The sequence below is a fragment of the Pseudarthrobacter sp. NPDC058196 genome (assembly GCF_042882685.1).
GTDB lineage: Bacteria > Actinomycetota > Actinomycetes > Actinomycetales > Micrococcaceae > Arthrobacter.
Genome location: NZ_JBHVVN010000014.1, coordinates 72,223 through 93,609, shown reverse-complemented (window position 1 = coordinate 93,609; position 21,387 = coordinate 72,223). Strand labels below are relative to the sequence as shown.

18 protein-coding genes are annotated in these 21,387 nt (G+C 65.9%); 12 read left to right on the top strand and 6 right to left on the bottom strand.

Annotated elements, in window-relative coordinates; genetic code table 11:
- Nucleotides 1–17: 17 nt before the first annotated feature.
- On the bottom strand, nt 18–1,121 hold the full coding sequence (locus ACFVVC_RS19080; protein WP_387456870.1) for an FtsX-like permease family protein: 1,104 nt from the start codon (nt 1,119–1,121) through the stop codon (nt 18–20).
- 167 nt (nt 1,122–1,288) lie between these two features.
- Here ACFVVC_RS19080 and ACFVVC_RS19075 point away from each other — a divergent pair, with 167 nt between their 5' ends.
- From ACFVVC_RS19075 to ACFVVC_RS19065, 3 genes are all read left to right on the top strand, one after another.
- On the top strand, nt 1,289–2,644 hold the full coding sequence (locus ACFVVC_RS19075; RefSeq protein WP_387456867.1) for a sensor histidine kinase: 1,356 nt from the start codon (nt 1,289–1,291) through the stop codon (nt 2,642–2,644).
- Nucleotides 2,637–3,296, top strand: a complete 660-nt coding sequence (locus ACFVVC_RS19070; protein ID WP_018760925.1) for a response regulator transcription factor — start codon at nt 2,637–2,639, stop codon at nt 3,294–3,296. Before ACFVVC_RS19075 ends, ACFVVC_RS19070 begins: the two co-directional genes overlap by 8 nt.
- An 88-nt stretch (nt 3,297–3,384) precedes the next feature.
- Nucleotides 3,385–4,998 (top strand): AMP-binding protein, encoded by a 1,614-nt coding sequence (locus tag ACFVVC_RS19065; protein WP_387456864.1) that lies wholly within the window; start codon nt 3,385–3,387, stop codon nt 4,996–4,998.
- Between the two features lie 118 nt (nt 4,999–5,116).
- On the opposite strand, the gene ACFVVC_RS19060 is transcribed toward ACFVVC_RS19065, so the two are convergent.
- The gene (locus tag ACFVVC_RS19060) at nt 5,117–6,319 is read right to left on the bottom strand and encodes a rhamnogalacturonan acetylesterase (protein ID WP_387456861.1); all 1,203 of its coding nucleotides are present in this window, start codon (nt 6,317–6,319) and stop codon (nt 5,117–5,119) included.
- A gap of 390 nt (nt 6,320–6,709) precedes the next feature.
- Between ACFVVC_RS19060 and ACFVVC_RS19055 the strand changes: the two genes are divergently transcribed.
- Complete coding sequence (locus tag ACFVVC_RS19055) at nt 6,710–7,759, top strand: glycosyltransferase (RefSeq protein ID WP_387456858.1); 1,050 nt, start codon at nt 6,710–6,712, stop codon at nt 7,757–7,759.
- Nucleotides 7,760–7,762: 3 nt separating this feature from the next.
- Entirely contained in the window at nt 7,763–7,924 is a 162-nt protein-coding gene (locus tag ACFVVC_RS19050; protein ID WP_387456855.1) for a hypothetical protein, read from the top strand.
- A 141-nt stretch (nt 7,925–8,065) separates the two neighbouring features.
- Here the strand turns inward: ACFVVC_RS19050 and ACFVVC_RS19045 are convergent, their stop codons facing one another.
- Nucleotides 8,066–9,064 (bottom strand): hypothetical protein, encoded by a 999-nt coding sequence (locus ACFVVC_RS19045; protein ID WP_387456852.1) that lies wholly within the window; start codon nt 9,062–9,064, stop codon nt 8,066–8,068.
- Between the two features lie 495 nt (nt 9,065–9,559).
- On the opposite strand from ACFVVC_RS19045, the gene ACFVVC_RS19040 reads away from it, so the two are divergent.
- Nucleotides 9,560–10,381, top strand: a complete 822-nt coding sequence (locus ACFVVC_RS19040; RefSeq protein ID WP_387456916.1) for a response regulator transcription factor — start codon at nt 9,560–9,562, stop codon at nt 10,379–10,381.
- A gap of 204 nt (nt 10,382–10,585) precedes the next feature.
- Here ACFVVC_RS19040 and ACFVVC_RS19035 read toward each other — a convergent pair whose 3' ends face one another.
- A complete protein-coding gene (locus ACFVVC_RS19035) occupies nt 10,586–10,888 on the bottom strand; it encodes an antibiotic biosynthesis monooxygenase family protein (protein ID WP_387456850.1) in 303 nt (100 codons plus the stop codon).
- Entirely contained in the window at nt 10,885–11,433 is a 549-nt protein-coding gene (locus ACFVVC_RS19030) for a GNAT family N-acetyltransferase (RefSeq protein ID WP_387456847.1), read from the bottom strand. Before ACFVVC_RS19030 ends, ACFVVC_RS19035 begins: the two co-directional genes overlap by 4 nt.
- A 149-nt stretch (nt 11,434–11,582) precedes the next feature.
- Between ACFVVC_RS19030 and ACFVVC_RS19025 the strand changes: the two genes are divergently transcribed.
- Entirely contained in the window at nt 11,583–11,975 is a 393-nt protein-coding gene (locus tag ACFVVC_RS19025) for a nuclear transport factor 2 family protein (RefSeq protein ID WP_387456844.1), read from the top strand.
- Between the two features lie 75 nt (nt 11,976–12,050).
- Here the strand turns inward: ACFVVC_RS19025 and katG are convergent, their stop codons facing one another.
- Nucleotides 12,051–14,345 carry a catalase/peroxidase HPI gene (gene katG, locus ACFVVC_RS19020; RefSeq protein WP_387456841.1) on the bottom strand — a complete coding sequence of 765 codons (2,295 nt, stop codon included), beginning with the start codon at nt 14,343–14,345 and terminating at the stop codon, nt 12,051–12,053.
- A gap of 274 nt (nt 14,346–14,619) precedes the next feature.
- On the opposite strand from katG, the gene ACFVVC_RS19015 reads away from it, so the two are divergent.
- From ACFVVC_RS19015 to ACFVVC_RS18995, 5 genes are all read left to right on the top strand, one after another.
- Nucleotides 14,620–14,817 (top strand): hypothetical protein, encoded by a 198-nt coding sequence (locus ACFVVC_RS19015; RefSeq protein ID WP_387456838.1) that lies wholly within the window; start codon nt 14,620–14,622, stop codon nt 14,815–14,817.
- Nucleotides 14,818–15,099: 282 nt separating this feature from the next.
- The gene (locus tag ACFVVC_RS19010) at nt 15,100–16,191 is read left to right on the top strand and encodes an SDR family oxidoreductase (RefSeq protein WP_387456835.1); all 1,092 of its coding nucleotides are present in this window, start codon (nt 15,100–15,102) and stop codon (nt 16,189–16,191) included.
- A gap of 150 nt (nt 16,192–16,341) precedes the next feature.
- On the top strand, nt 16,342–18,090 hold the full coding sequence (locus ACFVVC_RS19005; protein WP_387456832.1) for an ABC transporter ATP-binding protein: 1,749 nt from the start codon (nt 16,342–16,344) through the stop codon (nt 18,088–18,090).
- Complete coding sequence (locus ACFVVC_RS19000) at nt 18,087–20,144, top strand: ABC transporter ATP-binding protein (RefSeq protein ID WP_387456829.1); 2,058 nt, start codon at nt 18,087–18,089, stop codon at nt 20,142–20,144. The genes ACFVVC_RS19005 and ACFVVC_RS19000 overlap by 4 nt, the downstream gene beginning before the upstream one ends.
- Nucleotides 20,145–20,332: 188 nt before the next feature.
- Nucleotides 20,333–21,286, top strand: a complete 954-nt coding sequence (locus tag ACFVVC_RS18995; protein WP_387456827.1) for a hypothetical protein — start codon at nt 20,333–20,335, stop codon at nt 21,284–21,286.
- Nucleotides 21,287–21,387 lie beyond the last annotated feature (101 nt).

Sequence of the window (21,387 nt, the reverse complement as noted above, 5' to 3'; positions counted from 1 at the left end):
CCTTTCGTAAGGGTGGATTAGTTGCCGCCGAGCGCCAGGAGCGCATCGACCTTGGTGACGCGGCGGACCGCCAGTGCGGCACCGGCCAGGCCCAGGGCAATAATCCCGACGACGGGCAGCACCGTGGTGCCGGCGGTCAGCAGGAACGGGGCAGCCTGGGCAGCCAGCGCACCGGCGGCCACGCCCACTGCTCCACCGATGGCGGCCCCGGCAACGAGGACGATCGCGGCCTGGGTCATGGCATCGCGGAGGATGTAGGAGCCGGGGGCGCCCATGGCCTTCAGCACTGCGATGTCGCGGGTGCGCTGGATGGTCCAGACCGTCAGGAAGGCAACGATCACCAACGACGAGATCCCGTACAGGAAGGCCTGCATCAGGGTCAGGGACCCGTTCTCGCTCTTGAAGGAGCCCAATGCTTGGAATGAACCGGTCCGGGATTCGCTGACCGTGCCTGCGGCCGCGTTGGCCTCTGCCCCGTCCACCGCGGCCCCGGGTGCGGAGGTGACGGCAATGACCGTGGCCAGCTGGTCGCCGTCGGACACGTGCGCCACCTTTGCCCACGCGGGGAGCGCCGTCCACACCACGCTGGTGTGCGCGTACCACTGGTCCGGCACCACGGCGGCTACGTCCAACTCGATGCCGCCCACAGATATCTTGTCGCCCTGGCCTGCGGACAGCGCTTCCGCCGTCGAGGCGCCCAGCACCGCGGTTCCGGCTGACACCTCCACCGGTGCCAGCGGGCTGCCCGGCGAGACCCCGAACACCGCGACGTTGGCGGTCCCCGCGCCGCCGGCCGCCTGCGCCCGGGTCTGCGTGATGCCCAGCGGTTCGGCGGACTGGACGCCGGGCTGGTTCTTCCACCTGGCCACCTGCCCGGCCGTCACGGAGCTTTCCGTGTAGGACGCCTTGGGCGTGCCGGCCCCCGGGGCGCCGAACGCGATGACGTCCACCGGCCGGGCGGCAGACGCACCGAGCCTGCCGATTGCCGACGTCGACTGCTCGGCGAGTCCCGCCGTCAGGCCGGACAGCATGACCAACAGGAGGGTAATCAGGGCTACGACGCCGCCCATCATGGCGAACCGGCCTTTGGCGAAGCGGATATCGCGGATTGCCAGGAACACGTTGTTTCTTCTCTCAGCAGGGGTTGGATTATCTTGTCCTTCCACTCTCCCGGCGGAAGCCTGCGGCGGCATCGCGGGGACGGTTGATCCGCAGGCATGGAAAGGTTGAGCCCGGAGTCAACCTTTTGGTTGATCCGGCACCGGCGCGCCCGGCATAAGCTGATGGAATGCCTGCCACGCCCCTGCCGCCGTCACCGCAGAACACCGGCGGTGCCCCGGCAAAGGGGCCGCTGGACGCCTTGGAAAACGCGTCATCGGCTGCGATCCTCCGGGTCCTGCGGGTCACGCTGCACGCCGGGTTCGCGGTGCTGTTGGCAGTGGCGCTGGTACGCATGCTGGTGGCCGGTAATTCACTGCGCTGGCTGTGGGCGGCCGCCGCCGTCGTCCTTGCCGTCATCTACCTGGCCGGCACCGTCCTGGAAAAGCGGCACGCTGAAGCCCGGATCGGCTTCAACCCCCGGCGCTACGGCCTGCTGTGGCTGGGCCTGGTCACGGCCCTGTGGGCGGTGCTGCTTGCCGGGAGTGCCGACTTCGCCTGGCTGGCCTTCCCCATCTTCTTCCTGCATCTGCACCTGCTGCCGCGGCGCCCGGCGCTGCTGACGATCACCCTGATGACCGTGGCGGTGATCGTCTCCCAGTGGGCAGCGAGCGGCGCGCCGGTCCCGCCTGCGGCCGCCGTGGTGGGGCCCGTGCTGGGCGCGGTGTTCTCCGTGATCACCGGCCTTGCCTATGCGGCCTTCTACCGGGAGGCCGAGAACCAGCGGCGTGCCGCGGACGAGCTGCGGCGCACCCGCGAGGAACTGTCCCGGACACAGCACCAGGCCGGGGTGCTGGCGGAGCGGGAGCGCCTGGCCCGGGAGATCCACGACACCCTGGCGCAGGGGCTGTCCAGCATCGTGCTCCTTGGGCGGGCGGCCGAGCAATCACTGGCCGGCGGTGACGAACCGGCGGCGGCCGCCCGGCTGGCGCTGGTACAGCAGACCGCAGCTGACAACCTTGCCGAGGCCCGCAGCTTTGTGCGCGGGGTGTCCTCGCCGCACCTTGAGGGGGCCACGCTGGTGGAGGCCCTGCGCCGGCTCTGCGGGACCACGGAAACCGGCGCCGCAGCCGCCGGGCTGGCGCTGCGATGCCGGCTGGAGGTGGACGGTGAGCCGCAGGATCTTCCCCAGCCCGTGCGCGTGGCCCTGCTGCGGGCGGCGCAGGCGAGCCTGGCCAATGTCCGCGACCACGCCCGGGCGGCGAACGCCGTCGTCACCGTTGCCTTCCTTGGCACCGAGGTGACCATGGACATTTACGACGACGGCACGGGCTTTGAGCCGTCCCGTGCGGCCGGTGCCCCGGACGCTGCGGACGGCAGCGGGTTCGGGCTGCGTTCGCTGCGGGAGCGCGTTGCCGGCTTGAACGGCTCGCTGGCGGTGGAGTCCGCACCGGGGGAGGGGACGGTGGTGGCCATCCGGCTGCCGGTGGACGGTGCCAATTCGGACGGTGCTGTTTCGTCGCTGGAGGGAGGAAGCGATGGGTGAGGTCCGGGTCCTGCTGGTGGACGACCACCCCGTGGTGCGTGCCGGCCTGCGGGCCATGCTGACGGGGTTCGATGGCATTTCCATTGCCGCTGAAGCCTCCGACGGCAGGGCTGCACTGCATGAACTGGCGCGGTTGGCGGCGCTGGGCGGGATGCCGGATGTGGTGCTCATGGACCTGCAGATGGGGGAGGGGATGGACGGCGTCACCGCCACTGCCGAGATCCGGAAGCTCCACCCGGCTCCGCCGGTGCTCATCCTCACCACCTACGACACCGACGCGGACATCCTTGCCGCTGTCGAGGCCGGGGCCAGCGGGTACATGCTGAAGGACGCGCCCCCGGAACAGCTGCGGCAGGCGGTGCTGCAGGCCGCGGCCGGCGGCACGGCCTTGGCGCCGCGGGCGGCAGCGCTGCTGATGGACCGGATCAGCAATCCGGGAACCTCGCTGACACCGCGGGAAGTCCAGCTGCTCGAACTGTTGGCCACCGGCCTGTCCAACCGGGCCATCGCCAGGCAGGTTTTCATCTCGGAAGCCACGGTCAAGACCCACCTGGTACACATCTACGGCAAGCTCGGCGTGGACAACCGCACCGCCGCCATCGCCGCAGCCACCCAGCGGCGCATCATCCGGCCGCCGGGCGCCAGGGGCTGAGCTGCAGTACGTTTATTCCACTGTGTTTACGGAGGGCACTGTTAACGTGGGCTGCCAGTCCCGTGCCACGCTGCTCAAAGGAGAACGAATGTCCCGTCCGGTTCCAGCCGTTGATGCCCTTCTTGCCACCTACGGCGCGGCCGATGCCTGCGCAGCGGAGCTCCTGTGCGACACCCACGATCCCGGCGCCGTTGCCTTTACGGTGATTGCAGCGGACCTCTCCGCGGAGGACATCACCTACGGGGAGCTCCGGCAGCGTTCGGAACGGGGAGCCGCCGCCTTGGCGGAACTGGGGATCGGGCCCGGAGGCGCCGTGGCCACCCTGATGGGAAAGTCGGCAGACCTGGTGGTCATGCTCCTGGCCATCTGGCGGCGCGGGGCAGTCCACGTGCCGCTGTTCACGGCCTTCGCGTGGCCAGCCATCGAACTTCGCCTCACGGCGTCCGGTGCCAAGGCGGTGATCACCGACGCCGACCAGCGGACGAAGATCCAGGAAACCGGGGCCGCCGTGGTGGTGGCCGGTGCGGAGGCCTCCCTTCCCGACGTGGCGCTCAGCCCCCTCCTGGCCAGGCAACAACCGGGCATCGCCGCCGAAGCCGTGGGCGGTGACGGTACCCTGGTGCTGATCTTCACGTCCGGGACCACCGGCGCCCCCAAGGGCGTGCCGGTGCCGCTCCGGGCGCTGGCCGCCTTCCGCCAGTACGTCGAACTGGGCCTGGACGTCAGCGAGGATGATGTGTTCTGGAATGCCGCGGACCCCGGCTGGGCCTATGGCCTGTACTACGGGATCCTCGGCCCCATGGCGGCGGGGCGGCGGAACCTGCTGCTGCGCCCCGGGTTCTCCCCGGACCTCAGCTTCAAGGTGGTGGAGGCGTTTTCCGTCACCAACTTCGCCGCGGCTCCCACGGTGTACCGCACCATGCGCGCGAAAGCCGGCGCCGGAACAGGTCCTTTCCACCTCCGGCGCGCCTCGTCCGCCGGCGAACCGTTGACCCCGGAGGTGATCAGCTGGGCCCGGGAAATGCTTGGGGTTCCGGTGCGGGACCACTACGGACAGACCGAACACGGGATGATGATCATCAACGCCTGGCAGGACGACGTCAGGACGGAGCTGCGGCCCGGTTCCATGGGCCGGCCCCTGCCGGGGTGGAGCTGCGCGGTCCTCAAGGACAACGCTGACGAACCGGCCGCGCCGGGTGAGCTGGGCCGCGTTGCCGTAGACGTCGCGGGGAGTCCCATGATGTGGTTCCGGGGGTACCAGGACGCGCCGGAGAAGACGGCCGAAAGATTCACTGCGGACGGCAAGTGGTACCTGACCGGTGATGCGGGCATGGTGGACCAGGACGGCTTCTACTTCTTCTCCTCCCGGGATGACGACGTGATCATCATGGCCGGATACCGGATTGGTCCGTTCGAGGTGGAGAGCGTCCTGTCCACGCATCCGGCCGTGGCGGAAAGCGCCGTGGTGGGCGCCCCCGACGAACTGCGCGGAGAAGTCCTGGAAGCCTACGTTGTCCTGGCCGGCGGGACCACCGGAAGTGACGCCCTGGTGGCCGAACTCCAGGCCCTGGTCAAGACGCAATTCGCCGCCCACGCGTATCCGCGCCGCATCCACTTCGTCGAGGACCTGCCCAAGACGCCGTCCGGAAAGCTGCAGCGCTACATCCTGCGGCAGCAGCGGGCCGCTTCCCCCGGCAGCTAGCAGGACCCGAACGGACGACGACGGCGGCACGGAACCCGTGGCTGGGAACCATGGGAGCCGCACACCGCCGTCGTGGTTTCCTTGCGGTCCCCTCAGCGTTCCCGCTCGCCCTGCCCCGTCAGGCGGCGCCGGGGAGCAGGCCCTGCCTGGCGAGGTCGCCGGCGACGAGCCGGGCCAGTTCGCCGGCGCCGGCCCGGTTGGGGTGCAAGGTGTCGCCGGTCATGAACAGCGCCAGCGTTGCCTCGGGACCGATTTCCGTGAAGTACGCGGAGGACAGGACGTTGAGGTCCACCAGCGGGACGTTCTCCTCTTGGGCGAGGGCCACCGTGGAATGCCGGTACCAACGGTCCACCGCAGAGTGGACGCCGTCCACGAAGTCCGTGGCACGTCCTTGGGGCGTGACCAGGACCGGGGTGGCGCCGGTGGCCGCCACCTGGCGGACCATGTCCCTCATGATCTCCTTGAACTCGGCCTCTGTGGTCGCGTTCTTGGCGGCGGTATCGTTGATGCCCATCTCCAGCAGGAACAGGTCGCCGGGCTTGATGTACGTCAGGATGGCCTCGAGCTGGCCGTCGTTGCGGAAGCCGCGGGCGATCTGGCCGCCGGTTGCCATGTTCCGGATGTCGAAGGCCGCCGGGTCAGCGTACTGCGGGAGCAGCTGGCCCCAGCCGCCCTGGACACTGGACTCCAGGGGGTAGTAGTTGGCCACCGTCGAGTCGCCGCCCACCCAGATGGTTGGGTCCATGGCCGGGTGGCGGGACACCTTCTCGATCTCCAGTGAGCTGAGCGTGAAAGCTGTCCCCGCCTTGCCCTCGGTGACCAGGAGGTTCAGCTGGCCGTCGGTCACGGGGATCTCGAAGGAATCGGTGGCCCCGTTGCCGGTCATGTTCATGACCTGGAAGACGCCTTCGGCGGCGACGCTGGCCCGTGCCGTGTCGCCCAGGGTGACCGTGACCTTATAAAGGCCTTCCTTCAGGTCCACATTGAAGGTGTTGGTGCTTTTGGTGCCGTATTCAAGGAAGCGCACGGCGTCGCTGCCGGCGCCGGTTCCCTTGGCCGGGACGTTGGCCATGTGTTCCGGGGTGTTGAAGCCGTACCGCTTCCCAGGGCTGTATGCGTCAGTTGCGCTGACACCGGTGTATCCCTGTTCCACCGAGCCGCCGCTAAAGTCGAAGCGGTAGTTGCTGGGCTCCGCGTTCGCGGCCGGGGCAACGAAGGTCAACCCGGCGCCTGCCGCGAGGACCGCCGCCGCAATGCCGCCGGCCCAGGTGCGTTTCGCCGTCGAACCTCTCCGATCACCTTTGTTGGCGTTCACAGGCATGGTCATCTCCCTTGATGAGCGTGATGGATGGGCGCCGGCGCACGATTCGGATTTGTATCGATTCAACCGGCGTGTTACAGCAGTTGTAACAGTGTTCGCCAAGATTCGTCAAGGCCCTGCGCCCTGCTGCCCCTGCAGTCGTTGCCGACTGATGTGACGGGCTCGTTTCTCAAGAAATCAACGCGCTACCGGCGGAAATTTCCCTTATTACGCGGTCTTCTTGACTCAACATTGCAGTTTCGTTTCCGCTTCTTTGCCGCTCATTTGAGGTCCGGTTGGAACACTCAAAGAAACCGATTCAACGAATATTGGGGTGGTCGAATTGATGTGCCTTGCGGCGAAATCCAGGGGAATAGGCAGCCCGTGGCTTTCCCGGCAGATGGTGATTGCGTGATTACCGTCATAATTCCAGCCCACAATGAAGAAGCGGGTATTGGCGAAACCCTTAGGTCGCTCCGGAACCAGACGGTTGTTCCGCACCGGGTCATTGTCGTGGCGGATAACTGCACCGACGCCACCGAGGAAATATCCCTGGCTGCAGGTGCGGAGGTGGTCAAGACCAAAGGCAACACTGACAAGAAAGCCGGAGCGTTGAACTTCGTTCTGGCGGGCTTGCTGCCGGACGCAGCGGCGGAGGATCTGATCCTGGTACAGGACGCGGACTCGCAGCTGAGTCCGTACTTCATTGAACGCTCCGTGGGCTATCTGTCGGCGGATCCGCGGCTCGGCGCGGTGGGCGGCGTCTTCAGCGGCGGCAGCGGCGGTGGCTTCGTGGGGCACCTCCAGCGCAATGAATACGCCCGTTATGCCCGGGACGTCCGCCGCTTGAAAGGAAAATGCCTGGTGGTCACGGGCACGGCGGCCCTGTTCCGGGTGCGGACCCTGCGCGACGTGGTGCAGGGTCGCCTGGCAGGTGTCCTGCCGCCGGGAAACGGCAGGGGCGGCGTGTATGACACCTCCGTCCTGACGGAGGACAACGAACTGTCCTTTGCGCTGCTCACCCTCAAGTACCGCATCCGTTCCCCGGCGGACTGCACCCTGGTCACGGAAGTCATGCCCACGTGGCGTGAACTGTGGGCCCAGCGGCTGCGCTGGAAGCGCGGCGCCGTGGAGAACTGCGTCCAGTATGGGTGGACCCGGGTCACCCGCCCGTATTGGGGGCGGCAGTTCCTCTCGGCGGTCGGCGTCGTGGTGACGATCGCCTATCTCAGTACGGTGGCGGTTGCACTGGCCACGGGCGCGGGAATGCAGATTCAGCCTTTCTGGCTCGCCGTGACCGGTGTCTTCGTGATCGAACGTGTAGTGACTGTGCGCCTGCGGGGGTGGCGGTACATGCTTGCCGCCCTCACCATGTACGAGCTGGTCATCGACCTGTTCCTGCAGGCAGTCCACGCGAAGGCCTATGCAGATGCAGTATTCAACAACAAGAAAGCGTGGTAACCCATGTACAACAATCCAGCCATTCCCGCGGCAGCCGGTGCCGGGTCCGGAACCCTGGCCATGACCGGCGCGGGCGATGTGTTCTGGTTCGCCCTGGCAGCCTTTGCGCTCCTGGCACTCGGCATCGCCATCAAGAGGATCCTTCCCGTCCGCAGTTCCAGGTAGTCGCCGCTGCCGCGGGCCATTGGACCTGCGACATCGTTCCACCCGGCGGAGCCGCGGACACCGGTCACGGGAAATGCGGCATACCCTCGCGGTGCGCCGCATTTTCCGTGCCAGGGCATGGGACACGGCGGAACTGCACGCCTACGTGGTGACGCTGACCGGGCTGGAACACGCTGAGGGGTCGCAGATCTTGTAGGTGGTGGTGATGCCGCCCTTGACGCTGGTGGTGTAGCTCCCCGTATTGGGAACGGGCTTCTGCGTGTTGTTGGTCCACAGGGTGACGTTGGCGCCCGCCGCTCCGCTCCATGCCAGGGTGGTGGACCTGGCGGACTTGGACTTGGTGGTGGAGGCGCTGAGTTTGATGGCAGATACGGGCGCCAAGGGTGCAGGCGCTGCGGCGGCGGTGAAGGAAAAGTCCCGGACCACAACGCTCTCCGGCTTCACGTGGGCGGGATCGCCGCCCCCTCCGCCGGTTACCCAAAGGTTGAAGTGGATCTGTTCCTTGGCCGGGACCGGCACGGTGGGGCCCTCGAGGACCGTATGCTTCAGGAGCGGGCCCGTGTAGCCTTCGCCGGCAAACGTGTCGAACGTAATCCGCCCCGGTTCCCAGACCATCCGGTGCGTGGTGATGGGGCTGTTCGTTACGCCGAAGGTGACGGTGTTGTTGCCCTGGCCTGCCGGTTTGGTGGCATCAAACCAGTAGCCGTGCCCCTGCGTCACCGGCCAGGACTGGCCGTAGGCCGCTCCTCCACCCCAGGCCGACGCCTCGCACAGGTCAATTTCGTTGTAGCCCGGAGCCGCGAGGGGGTCATACGTGAAAAGGCAGCCCCAGACGACCTCCTTTTGAAGCGAGGTCAGGTCCTTTGCCACCGTTGTGCTGTAGGTGCCGTAGCCAAACCCCTGCCGGGTGGACTGGAACTCCGCCCCGACCGGTGCATCCCCGGTGGGATTCGTGAGGTTCAGCGTGACGTAGCCATTCGCGTCAGGGTTGCTGACGTTGGCTGCGGCGAAAAGCTTGTTGTACTGGGGCGCACCGCCCCAGAATCGCTTTTCCCAGTTGAAGCCCTTCCACGTGAAGTTGCCGGCAGGCCCCGGGTTGGGATCGAGCGGGGTGGTGTCCGCGGCCTGCGTGGGAGCCATGCCTGCCACTGTAGCCAGGGCAACAGCCGCGAGCACTGTCCATGCTTTGCCGCGGCGGGCGGGACGGGAGGAGGAAAAGCGGAGACAAGTCATGCGAACGCCCCTATCAGATGCTCCCAGCGAGCAACTTTGCGCCCCCAGTTGAGCACAGGTTGATCATCAGGCACCCGCTCGGATAAAGGCAATAGTCAGTCCCAAATTTCCAGGGCAGCCTTATTCTCAGCAAAGACGCATTTCTCAATCAAGATCAAGATGCGCGCACAGTATCCGAAAGAATGGCAATTCAGCCAGACGATTGGGTAATCTCCTTGGAGACGCAATGGCGCGATTCGCCGGCCATCCACACATCATTTGACTCCGAATTAATTCTGGCTGTTTGTTTTACTGCATCAGGGGCATGCCTTGGGCTGCTGCCCGGTGAGCACCGAAAGGCGCCGAGGAGTGCGGTGCACGCAGAACCCGGCCGGCAATCACAACTTTTTAATGGGGGCATGGATGGTTGAGCGCGGCGTTGCCGTGGTGGTGGAAGACGACGACGATGTGCGCACCGTTTTGGCGGACGTCCTGTTGCAGTCGGGATTCGCTGTCAAAACCGCATCCACGGGAAAGGATGGAGTGGAGGCCGTGCGGAGCCGCCATCCGGACATCGTCCTGATGGACGTGGGCTTACCCGACTTTGACGGCTTTGAGGCGTCGCGTCGGATCCGGACCTTCAGCGACGCCTACCTGATCATCATCACCGGCCGGGTGGATGAGGCGGATGCCTTGATGGGTTTTGAAGCCGGCGCGGACGACTACCTGCTGAAGCCGTTCCGGCCCAGGGAACTCCGCGCCAGGATCGGTGCCATGCTTCGCCGGCCCAGGAGCCTGGGGCCATCCGCGCCGGAAGCACCTGCTCCTGAAGTCCGCCCGCCGGCCGGCCATCCGGACCCGGCGCCGTCCCTCCCGGCACCCGGCGGACCTGCAGGTGCGGGCAAGCCCGCGAACCAGCGTTACGACTTCGCGCACAAGGGCCTGACCCTGCACGAGGACTCGCGGCAGGCGGCCATCAACAGTGTGCCCGTTGAACTCACCCGTACCCAGTTCGACCTGCTGCTGGTCCTCATGGAAAACGGCCGGACGGTCCAGACCAAGGCCGACCTCGTTCGAAGGCTGCGGAACGAGCCGTACAACACTGGTTCGTTCGTCACCGCGGGCGAGGAACGGACGGTGGAGGTTCATCTTGGCAACCTTCGACGGCGGCTGGGCGACAGTTCACGCCGGCCCCGATGGGTGGAGACCGTCCGTGGTGTCGGGTACCGCCTCACGAGCGAGTGAATTCTTGCCCTGTCCCGGCGGGACGCATCAGCGCAGCCGCTCAAGGTTGGCTCAAGATTGGCCAAAGAAGTCCGGGACACGGGTTGGGGCCGCCCGCCGGCCGGTAATTCTTAAGAGCTTCCAGGCCAGTTCCCCGGCAGGAAGTACTGGAAGCCCCCGCGCTGGAGCGAGACTCGCGCGGGGGCTGTCCCAATGTTCCTGACCTCACTGTCCTGCGGAGGACACCGCCACGAAGTGCTCCACCACGGGAAACGGCTGGTAGAAGTGGTGCAGCAGCTGGCGCCATTGCTGGTACTCGGGGGATCCACGGAAGCCGAGGGTATGGTCCTCCAGGGTCTCCCACTCAACGAGGAGCAGGTAAGTGCCAGGCGACTCAACCGACCGGGAAAGCGACAGCGTCCGGAAACCGGGCATTGAAACGATAATCGCCCGGGCCTGGCCGAAAGCGGCCTCGAATTCCTCTTCCCGGCCCGGCAGGACCGGAAGCAGGGCGTGTTCGGTAATCACCGGGCAAGCCTGGCAGAACCTGCCGTCTCTCCGGTGCCGATCCAATAGCGCCGTTTGCCGCTGCGGGAGTCCTCGTAGCGGCCGCCGTTCTTTTCGATCGTTGCCTGTGACCCGGCGTTGTCCTCGTCGCAGGTCAGGAGAACCCGTTCGATTCCGAGCGCCCTGGCCACCGGGAGGGCATCAGCCAACGCCTTCGCAGCGTGCCCGTGGCGCCTTGCCGACGGCCGGACGCTGTAACCGATATGGCCGCCCTCATTGAGGAGGTAGTCGTTGAGTTCATGCCGGATGGCCAGTGAGCCAATGACCGTAGCACCGTCCACGATCCACAGGTAGGTGCAGGGGACGTACCCGGGTTTGCGCACTGTTTCCGGTTTGGCGTCGTTTGCCAGTGCTTGGACCAGCTGCGCAAAAACGGTGGGGTCCTTGAAGTCCTCCAGCTCCCAGCCGTCAAGGCCGGCGCCATCCATGCGGGCTCCGTCGAATTCCGTGGCGGCCTCCAGCCAGGAAGCTTGCAGGCCGGTGTCAGGGCTGGTGAGATGGGCCATTCAACGATCGTAGCCGAGCCGCAGGGGCGGGTGCGGTGGGCCCGGAGCAACGGGCCGGGCACGCCTGCATTCACCATGGACAACAGAACGCGCCGAATTTTAAAATTGAGAGCTGGGACCCCCGAGAAGAATGACGGAAAGGGTTCGAGATGGGAATTGAAGAAGACGCGGCAGTGGTGCGGCGCGGTTACGAAGCCTTCAACACAGGCGACGTGGAAACCCTCAAGGGGCTGTTCGCCCCTGATGCCGTCTACCGGGTTGGCGGCAACGGCGGCCTTGCGGGTGACAAGCATGGCCAGCAGGAAGTCATGGGCTATTTCGGCGAACTGTTTTCCCGGTCCGGCGGAACGGTCAAAGTTGAGTTGCGGGACGTGATTGCCGGTGAACACCACACCATTGGCCTGCAGACCGCTGAAGCGCAACGCAACGGGCAATCGATGAAGCAGGACGGCGTCCTGGTCTTCACCTTGAAGGACGGGAAAGTCACGGAGGTGAGCGAGTTCCAGGAGGACACCGCCACCGCCTCGGAGTTCTGGTCCTGAACCTTCGCAGCCGCCCAGAAACCGGCCGTAGTTCCGGGCCGGCCGCACCGGCGGCCGGCCCGGAACACGGGCCCATCAGTTCAGGTCGAAGCGGTCCAGCTCCATGACCTTCGCCCAGGCGGCAACGAAGTCGTTGACGAACTTTTCCCCGGCGTCCTCGCTCGCATAGACCTCGGCCAGGGCCCGCAGCTGCGAGTTGGAACCGAAGACCAGGTCCACCGCGGTGGCGGTCCACTTCAGCTCACCGGTTGCGGCATCCGTGATCTCGTAGGCGTTTTCCTCCGATTCTGAGGCCTTCCATTTAGTGCCGGGCGAGAGCAGGTTGACGAAGAAGTCGTTGGTCAGCACCTGTGGCCTGTCGGTCAGCACGCCGTGGCTGGAGCCGCCCACGTTGGTGCCCAGGGCACGCATGCCACCCACCAAAGCCGTCATCTCCGGCGCGGAGAGGTCCAGCATGTACGCCTTGTCCAGCAGCAGCGTCTCCGGCTGGAGCTTGACGCCGGCACGCAGGTAGTTGCGGAAGCCGTCTGCCCTGGGCTGCAGGTACTGGAAGGATTCGACGTCGGTCTGCTCCTGGGCGGCGTCGGTGCGGCCGGGCCGGAACGGCACCGTGACGGGGAACCCGGCGTCGGCTGCTGCTTTTTCCACGGCGGCGGCGCCGCCGAGGACGATCAGGTCCGCGAGGGAGACCTTCTTGCTGCCGGTTTGTGCCGCGTTGAACTCCTCCTGCACGCGCTCCAGCACGGGGAGGACGGTGGCCAGCTGCTCCGGTTCGCCGGCTTCCCAGCTGCGCTGCGGTTCCAGCCGGATGCGGGCCCCGTTGGCGCCGCCGCGCTTGTCGGTCTTCCGGAACGTCGCAGCGGAGGACCACGCCGTTCCGGCCAGCTGCGGAATGGTCAGGCCCGAATCCAGGAGCTCGGCCTTGAGCTGGGCGATGTCCTGTCCGTTGACCAGTTCATGGTCGACGGCGGGAACAGGATCCTGCCACAGCTGCGGCTCCGGAACCCACGGGCCAAGCATGTGCGGACCCACGGGCCCCATGTCGCGGTGCAGCAGTTTGTACCAGGCCTTGGCGAACGCCAGCGCAAACTCGTCCGGGTTCGCCAGGAAGCGCCGTCCGATCTGCTCGTAGGCGGGGTCGAAACGAAGCGACAGGTCCGTGGTCAGCATGGTGGGGCGGTGCTTCTTGTGCGGATCGTGGGCATCCGGGATGATCTCCGGGGCATCCTTGGCAACCCACTGGTGGGCGCCGCCCGGGCTCTTGACCAGTTCCCACTCGTATTCGAACAGGATCTCAAGGAACCGGTTGCTCCACTGCGTGGGCTTGTCCGTCCAGGTGACCTCCAGTCCTGAGGTGATGGTGTCGCCACCGTTGCCGCTGCCGTAGGTGCTGAGCCAGCCCAGGCCCTGCGACTCCAGGTCGGCCGCTTCCGGTTCAGGGCCAACATGGGCGTCGGCGGGGCCGGCACCGTGGGTCTTTCCGAAGGTGTGGCCCCCGGCGATCAGCGCGAAGGTCTCTTCATCGTTCATCGCCATCCGCTTGAACGTCTCGCGGATGAACGAGGCCGCAGCCACCGGGTCCGGGTTGCCCCGGGGACCTTCAGGGTTGACGTAGATCAGTCCCATTTCGGTGGAGCCGACGTCCTCGGCCATCGTGGCGTCGCCCGTGTACCGCTCGTCGCCCAGCCAGGCGTCCTCCGGCCCCCAGAAGATCTGCTCAGGCTCCCACACGTCCTCCCGGCCGAAGGCGAACCCGAACGTCGTGAAACCCATGGACTCGAGGGCCACGTTGCCGGCCAGGACCAGCAGGTCCGCCCAGGACACCTTCTGGCCGTACTTTTGCTTAACCGGCCACAGCAGCCGCCGGGCCTTGTCCAGGTTGGCGTTGTCCGGCCAGCTGTTCAGCGGGGCGAACCGCTGGCCGCCGTCGCCTGCCCCGCCGCGGCCGTCGTGGACGCGGTAGGTACCGGCGGCGTGCCAGCTCATCCGGATCATCAGGCCGCCGTAGTGGCCGAAGTCCGCCGGCCACCAATCCTGCGAGGTGGTCAGGACCCCGGTGATGTCCCGCTTGAGGGCCTCGACGTCGAGCTTTTCGAATTCCTCGCGGTAGCTGAACGAGGATCCCAGCGGGTTGCTGGCCCGCCCGTGGGCGTGGAGAACGGAAAGGTCCAGCTGGTTGGGCCACCAGTCCTGGTTGGTCCGCGGCCGGGTTCCCTTGGGCTGGGGTGTGTCGATTGCAGGGTTTTCACTTTCGCTGCCCTGGGCCGTGGCGCTTCCATGGGCCACCGGGCACCCGTCGCCGGCATTCTGCTCCGGGCTTTGGGCGCTTCCGGGAGCGGGTACCGGGGGATGGTCTGGGCGTTCGGTCATGTGCTTCTTCCTTCCGTGGGGCCGAGGCCGCGGTTGGACTCGGGCAGCCGGTGCAACCCTCCCATTGGAACATAGACGCAGGAGAGGAGAAGCCCCTTTTTTGCCGGGATATGGCTCCGCCCGGGAGCATCCGTAACAGTTGGTCAACCGGTTGTGGGACATCCGCCGCCTTATTTCATAATTAAAAGCGCGGATTCCGGGGGGCAGATCCGCGCGCCAGCCATCCGGTCCCACCTATTGCCTGCGGACTTTCAAAATTTCAGGAAACAACTCCATGGACGGTTCAAGCCTTGTAGCCCTCTTCCTTGCGAGGAGCGACGATACTGCCACCAGCGCGTTGCCGCGTGCGCCCAAGAGGGTCCGGGTGAAGAAACCGGGCCTGTCGCGCTGGTCCGTCCTGCGCGGCCGGCTGGCGAGTGCACTGCACCGGATTGCCTGGGCGGTCGAGCCCGACACGAAGGGCACCTTCTAAGCCCTGCCCGTCTACCTGCGGATGGCGTGGCCGGGGGACTCGGACAACCCGGCCCTGCCGCCGGTCATCGCGCTCGCCGAACGGGTCTGGCCCGATGCCCCCGGAACAGCTGCCGGCTAGGGACGGAATATCTGCCGGAGGCTGCGGCTTGTCGCAAGAGGGCCGTCGTCGGCACAAGCATGCCGGCCCAACCTCCCGGCGCGATGCAGCGCGCGGGCCTTCCGCCACAGCGGAAGGCCGCGCTGGCGCGCGGAGACTCCCGGTACCTAGAGAAGGAGCACCATGACCATCGGATCAGGAACAACGGCAGGCAACGGACGGACCGCCCTGGTGGTGGGTGCCACCGGCATCGCAGGGTCCGCACTGGAGGATACCTTGGTGGGCGAAGGCTGGACAGTCCTCGCCTTGTCCCGCAGGCCCGGAGCCGAGCGCCCCGGCGTCCGGTGGCTCTCTGCAGACCTGACCTCGGCTTCATCGTTGGCCGCTGTACTCGGTCCGGAAAACCCGTCCCACGTCTACTTCACCGCCTGGTCGCGCCGGGCCACCGAGGAAGAGAACATTGCCGTCAACGCGGGCATGGTGCGTGACCTCCTCGCGGCGCTCCGGGGAAAGGACGTGGCCCACGTCGCCCTGATGACCGGACTCAAGCACTACCTGGGGCCGTTCGAGGCATACGCCGCAGGGGAAATGCCGGACACGCCCTTCCACGAGGAGGAACCGCGCCTTCCGGTACGGAACTTCTATTACGCCCAGGAGGACGAGCTCTGGGCGGCAGCGGCCCGGCAGGGATTCACCTGGTCCGTGCACCGCGCGCACACAGTGATCGGGCACGCGGTGGGCAACGCCATGAACATGGGCCTCACCCTGGCGGCGCAGGCCACGCTCTGCCGGGACAGTGGGGAGCCGTTCGTCTTCCCGGGCTCCGAGACGCAGTGGAACGGCCTGACCGACATGACGGATGCGGGCCTGCTTGCCGAGCACATGCTCTGGGCTTCCACCACCCCGGCGGCGGCCAACGAGGCCTTCAACATCGTGAACGGCGATGTGTTCCGCTGGCGCTGGATGTGGCCGAAACTCGCGGCGTACTTCGGTATGGAGTGGGAGGGCTACCAGGATGCGCCCCGTCCGCTCGAGCAGTCCATGGCGGGACGGGCGGACCAATGGCGGAAAATTGCCGCTGACCACAACCTCAGCGAACCGGAACTGGACCGGGTGGCGTCCTGGTGGCACACGGACGGTGACCTGGGGCGCGGCATCGAAGTGGTCACGGACATGGGCAAGAGCAGGGATGCCGGCTTCACGGGATACCGGCGGACGCTGGATTCCTTCACGGCACTGTTTGACCGTTACCGCGCCGACAATCTGATTCCCTGAGCGGGACGAAAGGGCTCACAAAACGGCCTGCCGTACGCCGTCAGTGAACCCTGAAAGTTCTGGCGAATACCCCCGGTCAAGTCCCAGTTTCCGGACGTACACTGACTGTCGCACCACGTTTGTGGACACACCGTCAGGTTGGAGCCGCCCATGCTCTGGAAGCTACTCGTTGAATACCTCCGGCCGCACCGGCCGCTGCTGGCCGCCGTCGTGGTTTTCCAGCTGGCGCAGTCCATTGCGTCGCTTTACCTGCCCACGCTGAACGCGGACATCATCGACCAGGGCGTGGCCCGGGGCGATACCGGCTACATCCTGTCCACCGGCAGCTTCATGCTGCTGATCACGCTCGCGCAGATCGTGTGTGCCGTCATCGCCGTGTACTTCGGCGCCAAGGCGGCGATGGGCCTGGGCCGGGACCTGCGCGGCGCCATTTTCGAACGGGTGGGTGAGTTCTCCGAGCAGGAAGTCACCAAGTTCGGTGCTCCCAGCCTCATCACCCGCTCCACCAACGACGTCCAGCAGGTCCAGCAGCTGGTGCTGATGTCCGCCACGCTGATGGTTGCCGCGCCCATGCTCAGCATCGGCGGGGTGATCATGGCCATCCGGCAGGACGCCCAACTGTCGTGGCTCATTGCGGTGTGCGTCCCGGTGCTGCTGATCGCCGTCGGGCTCATTGTCATCCGGATGGTGCCGCTGTTCCGCAAGATGCAGGCCCGGATCGACACCGTGAACCGGGTGCTGCGCGAGCAGCTCACCGGTATCCGGGTGGTGCGGGCGTTCGTGCGCGAGGACATGGAGACGGAACGGTTCGTCGGTGCCAACGGGGATGTCACGGAGGTTGCCTTGCGTGCGGGCCGCCTGATGGCGCTCATGTTCCCCGTGGTGATGCTGGTCCTGAACATTTCCAGCGTGGCGGTGATCTGGTTCGGCTCGTTCCGGATCGAGGACGGGTCCATGCAGGTGGGCACCCTGATCGCGTTCCTGAGCTACCTGATGCAGATCCTGATGTCCGTCATGATGGCCACGTTCATGGCCGTCATGATCCCGCGCGCGTCGGTGTCCGCTGACCGCATCGGCGAGGTACTGGGCACCAGTTCCAGCGTCCTGCCGCCGGAGAACCCGGTCACCAGCGCGGCGTTCGCCGGCAAGCCGCGGCGAGGCGAGCTGGAAATGCGCGACGTCGGTTTCGCCTACCCGGGTGCCGACCAGCCCGTCCTCTCCGGGATCAGCTTCACCGCCCGCGCGGGGGAGACCACGGCAATTATTGGCAGCACGGGCTCGGGCAAGACCACCCTGGTGAACCTGATGCCGCGGCTCTTCGACGTTACTTCCGGGGCGGTCCTGATGGACGGCGTGAACGTCAGGGACCTGGATCCGGACCTGCTCTGGGGGCACATCGGCCTGGTGCCGCAGCGGCCGTACCTGTTCTCCGGGACTGTGCGCAGCAACCTGCTGTACGGCAACCCCGACGCTACAGAGGACGAGCTCTGGACAGCGCTGGAGATCGCCCAGGCGCGCGACTTCGTGGAGCAGATGGAGGAGGGCCTGGATGCGCCCATCTCGCAGGGCGGCACCAACGTCTCCGGCGGGCAGCGGCAGCGCCTGGCCATCGCCCGGGCCCTCGTGAAACGGCCCGAGCTCTACATTTTTGACGATTCGTTCTCGTCCCTGGACACCGGCACGGACGCCCGGCTGCGCCAGGCGCTCAAGCGCAACACCGCGGGGGCCACCATGGTGATCATCGCCCAGCGCGTGTCCAGCATCGTGGAAGCGGACCAGATCCTGGTGCTCGACGACGGCAGGATCGTTGCGCACGGCACGCACCACGAGTTGCTGGAGACGTCGGAGACGTACCGCGAGATTGTCTCGTCCCAGCTGGCAGCGGAGGAGACGGTATGAGCACGCACCGCGCAGGAACCCGCCCCGCCGGAGCCGGCCCGGGCGCAGGTGCGCCCGCTGGAACCGATGGTGGCGGCAAAGGCGGCCAGGACGCCGTCGTACGCATTCCGCGCCCTGCCGGCGGACCTGGACGTGGCGGACCGTTCGCCGGGATGAACGTGCCTGCGGAGAAGGCGATGAACTTCAGCGGCTCGGCCAAGCGGCTGCTGGCTACCCTGCGGCCGGAACGGCTGTGGCTGGTGCTGGTGCTGGTCATGGCCGTGGCGGGCGTGGTGTTGCAGGTGATTGGTCCGCGGCTGCTGGGTGAGGGCACCAACCTGATCTTTTCCGGCGTGGTGTCCAAGCAGCTGCCGCCGGGCGTGACGCAGGCGCAGCTGATTGCGCAGCTGCGGGCGGCGGGGGAGAACCAGAAGGCGGACATGCTAAGCGCCATGACGCTGACGCCGGGTTCGGGGATCGATTTCGCGGCGCTGGGCAGCGTGCTGACCTGGGCGCTGGTGCTGTATGTGCTGGCGTCGGCCTTCATGTGGGGGCAGGCGTATGTGCTCAACGGCGTGGTGCAGCGGACGGTGTTCGGGCTGCGCGAGCAGGTCGAGGCGAAGATCAACCGGCTGCCGCTGCGCTATTTCGACTCGATCCAGCGCGGTGAGCTGCTGAGCCGGGTCACCAACGACGTGGACAACATTTCGCAGAGCCTGCAGCAGTCCATCAGCCAGGCGGTGACCTCCGTGCTGTCCGTGGTGGGCGTGCTGGTGATGATGTTCATCCTCTCGCCCACGCTGGCGCTGATCGCGCTGGTGACTATTCCTTTGACGTTGGGGATCACCGCGCTGATTGCCAAGCGCTCGCAGAAGCTGTTCGTGCAGCAGTGGAAGAACACGGGCGAGCTGAACGGGCAGATCGAGGAGACCTACACCGGGCATGCGCTGGTGAAGGTGTTCGGCCGGCAGCGCGAGGTGGGAGAGCGGTTCCGGCAGAAGAACGCGGAGCTGTATGAGGCGAGCTTCGGTGCGCAGTTCATTTCCGGGCTGATCATGCCGGCCATGACGTTCATCGGGAACCTGGTCTACGTGGGGATCGCGGTGGTGGGCGGCCTGCAGGTGGCGTCCGGGGCGATGCAGCTGGGCGATGTGCAGGCCTTCATCCAGTACTCGCGCCAGTTCACGCAGCCGCTGGCGCAGCTGGGGTCCATGGCCAACCTGCTGCAGTCCGGTGTGGCGTCTGCCGAGCGGGTGTTCGAGCTGCTGGATACGGAGGAGCAGTCTGCTGATCCTTCTGGTTCTTCGCTGCAGAGTCCGGATGGTGCCGGGCGCGGGCGGCTGGTGTTCGAAGATGTTTCCTTCTCCTACTCGCCGGACAAGCCGCTGATTTCCGGGTTGTCCTTGGTGGCGGAGCCGGGGCAGACGGTGGCGATTGTGGGGCCGACCGGGGCGGGCAAGACCACGCTGGTGAACCTGATGATGCGCTTCTACGAGCTGGACGCCGGGCAGATCACGCTGGATGGCGTGGACATCACCACCATGACCCGCGACGATCTGCGCTCGCGGATGGGAATGGTTTTGCAGGACACGTGGCTGTTCGGTGGCACCATCCGGGACAACATTGCGTACGGCCGGCCCACTGCTTCCTCGGACGAGATTCTGGAGGCGGCGCGGGCCACGTACGTGGACCGGTTCGTGCACTCGTTGCCCGAGGGGTACGACACCGTGCTGGACGACGAGGGCGCGAACGTGTCCGCGGGTGAGAAGCAGCTGTTGACCATTGCCCGGGCGTTCCTGGCGCGGCCATCGGTGTTGATCCTGGATGAGGCGACGTCCTCGGTGGATACCCGGACCGAGGTGCTGGTGCAGAAGGCCATGAGTGCTCTGCGGTCCGACCGTACGTCCTTTGTGATTGCGCACCGCCTGTCCACCATTCGCGACGCCGACCTCATCCTGGTGATGGAGGCCGGGCAGATCGTGGAGCAGGGAAACCACGCGTCACTGCTGGCCGCCGGCGGGGCTTACGCTCGCCTGTACGAGGCCCAATTCGCGGCGCCGGTGGCGGAGGTTTGAAAACCATGGTGCTCTCACTCCCTTGTCTTTCTGCCGGGACGTATGAATTCCAACATCCTGCTGAATGGGTGGAAACGGCATAAGAAGGGAGATCACCACGAGGGTGCCGGTCGTGCAACGTTGTGCTTCTTTGGCGTAATGATATGGCCGATTTATTGCCGGCAGTTCTCGTATGGGACCCTAGCTAGGTGGGGGACACTACAGAAATTAAGACAAGCGGATTCAAGTGGCGTGTGGGTCAAGTTGCGCTGTTTCTTCGGGATCACTGGATACTGACCGCAGCTATTGCTTTGGCAGCAATAGCGTTGGCCACGCTTCCGCGTCTCGCGCTGGATGCTAATGGCAAGTTGCTGGACTGGGCTGTGCCGCTTCTCACGGGTCTGGGTATAGCCGCTGCTCTTGCGGCCGTGGCCGACAAGCTGGCAGACCACCACAGCAAACAGCTGGACAAGATTCAACTCTTGGGGCAGCAGGAACTTGGACATCTGGCCCTGGCCCCGATGATTTCACTGCTCGACACTGTCCACGACGGTGCCTTCGTTGGAGGTAAAGCTCGTCAGGAGCTGCTGACCACCCTCCGCACAACTTTAGCGACCGCAGCAGCGGCGATTCCCGCGGCTGATGATATTCGCGCCACCTATTACCCCCTTACTCGCGACGCAAAAAATTGGCGGGTACTCAAGGACCCGAAAAGCCGGGGGCGGATGGATGAGGCCTCCAGCACGTTTCTGGAAAGTCAGGATCCGGACCATCCGATTTGGAAAATCCTGGATGCCAGGGATACGGATTGCGAAATCGTCTCAGCACCGGACCCGGACCGGGGTGTGAACTGGAAAACGAAGCCCTACCAGACTTTCATTTCAGTTCCGGTGAAGGTAGGAAACATACAGTTTGGGCTTCTTTCCGTTAACGCTCCGAATGTAGGCGACCTTACCGAGCTTGACCGGGTTGCGATGATCGCCCTCGCCCGGATCATGGGCGCTGTTCTGGCTTTGAATACGGGTCCTACTAAGTTGAGGCACGAACGAGATGGGCAGCGCGTCGACACCGAGGAGGATGCTCTTGGTGCGGATGTGGACAGCGGTTATTCTGAGGACAGCAAGGACCAAAGCGACGAGGTAACCGAAGGAGCGGGTGTTTGATGTCGACGGACCTAAACGCAGAAGAAGTAGCGGCCGCTAACCGAACTGAAGCCTCGATCCGTTCACTTCGATCCGCGAGTACGCAGCGAATCCTCGTTGAG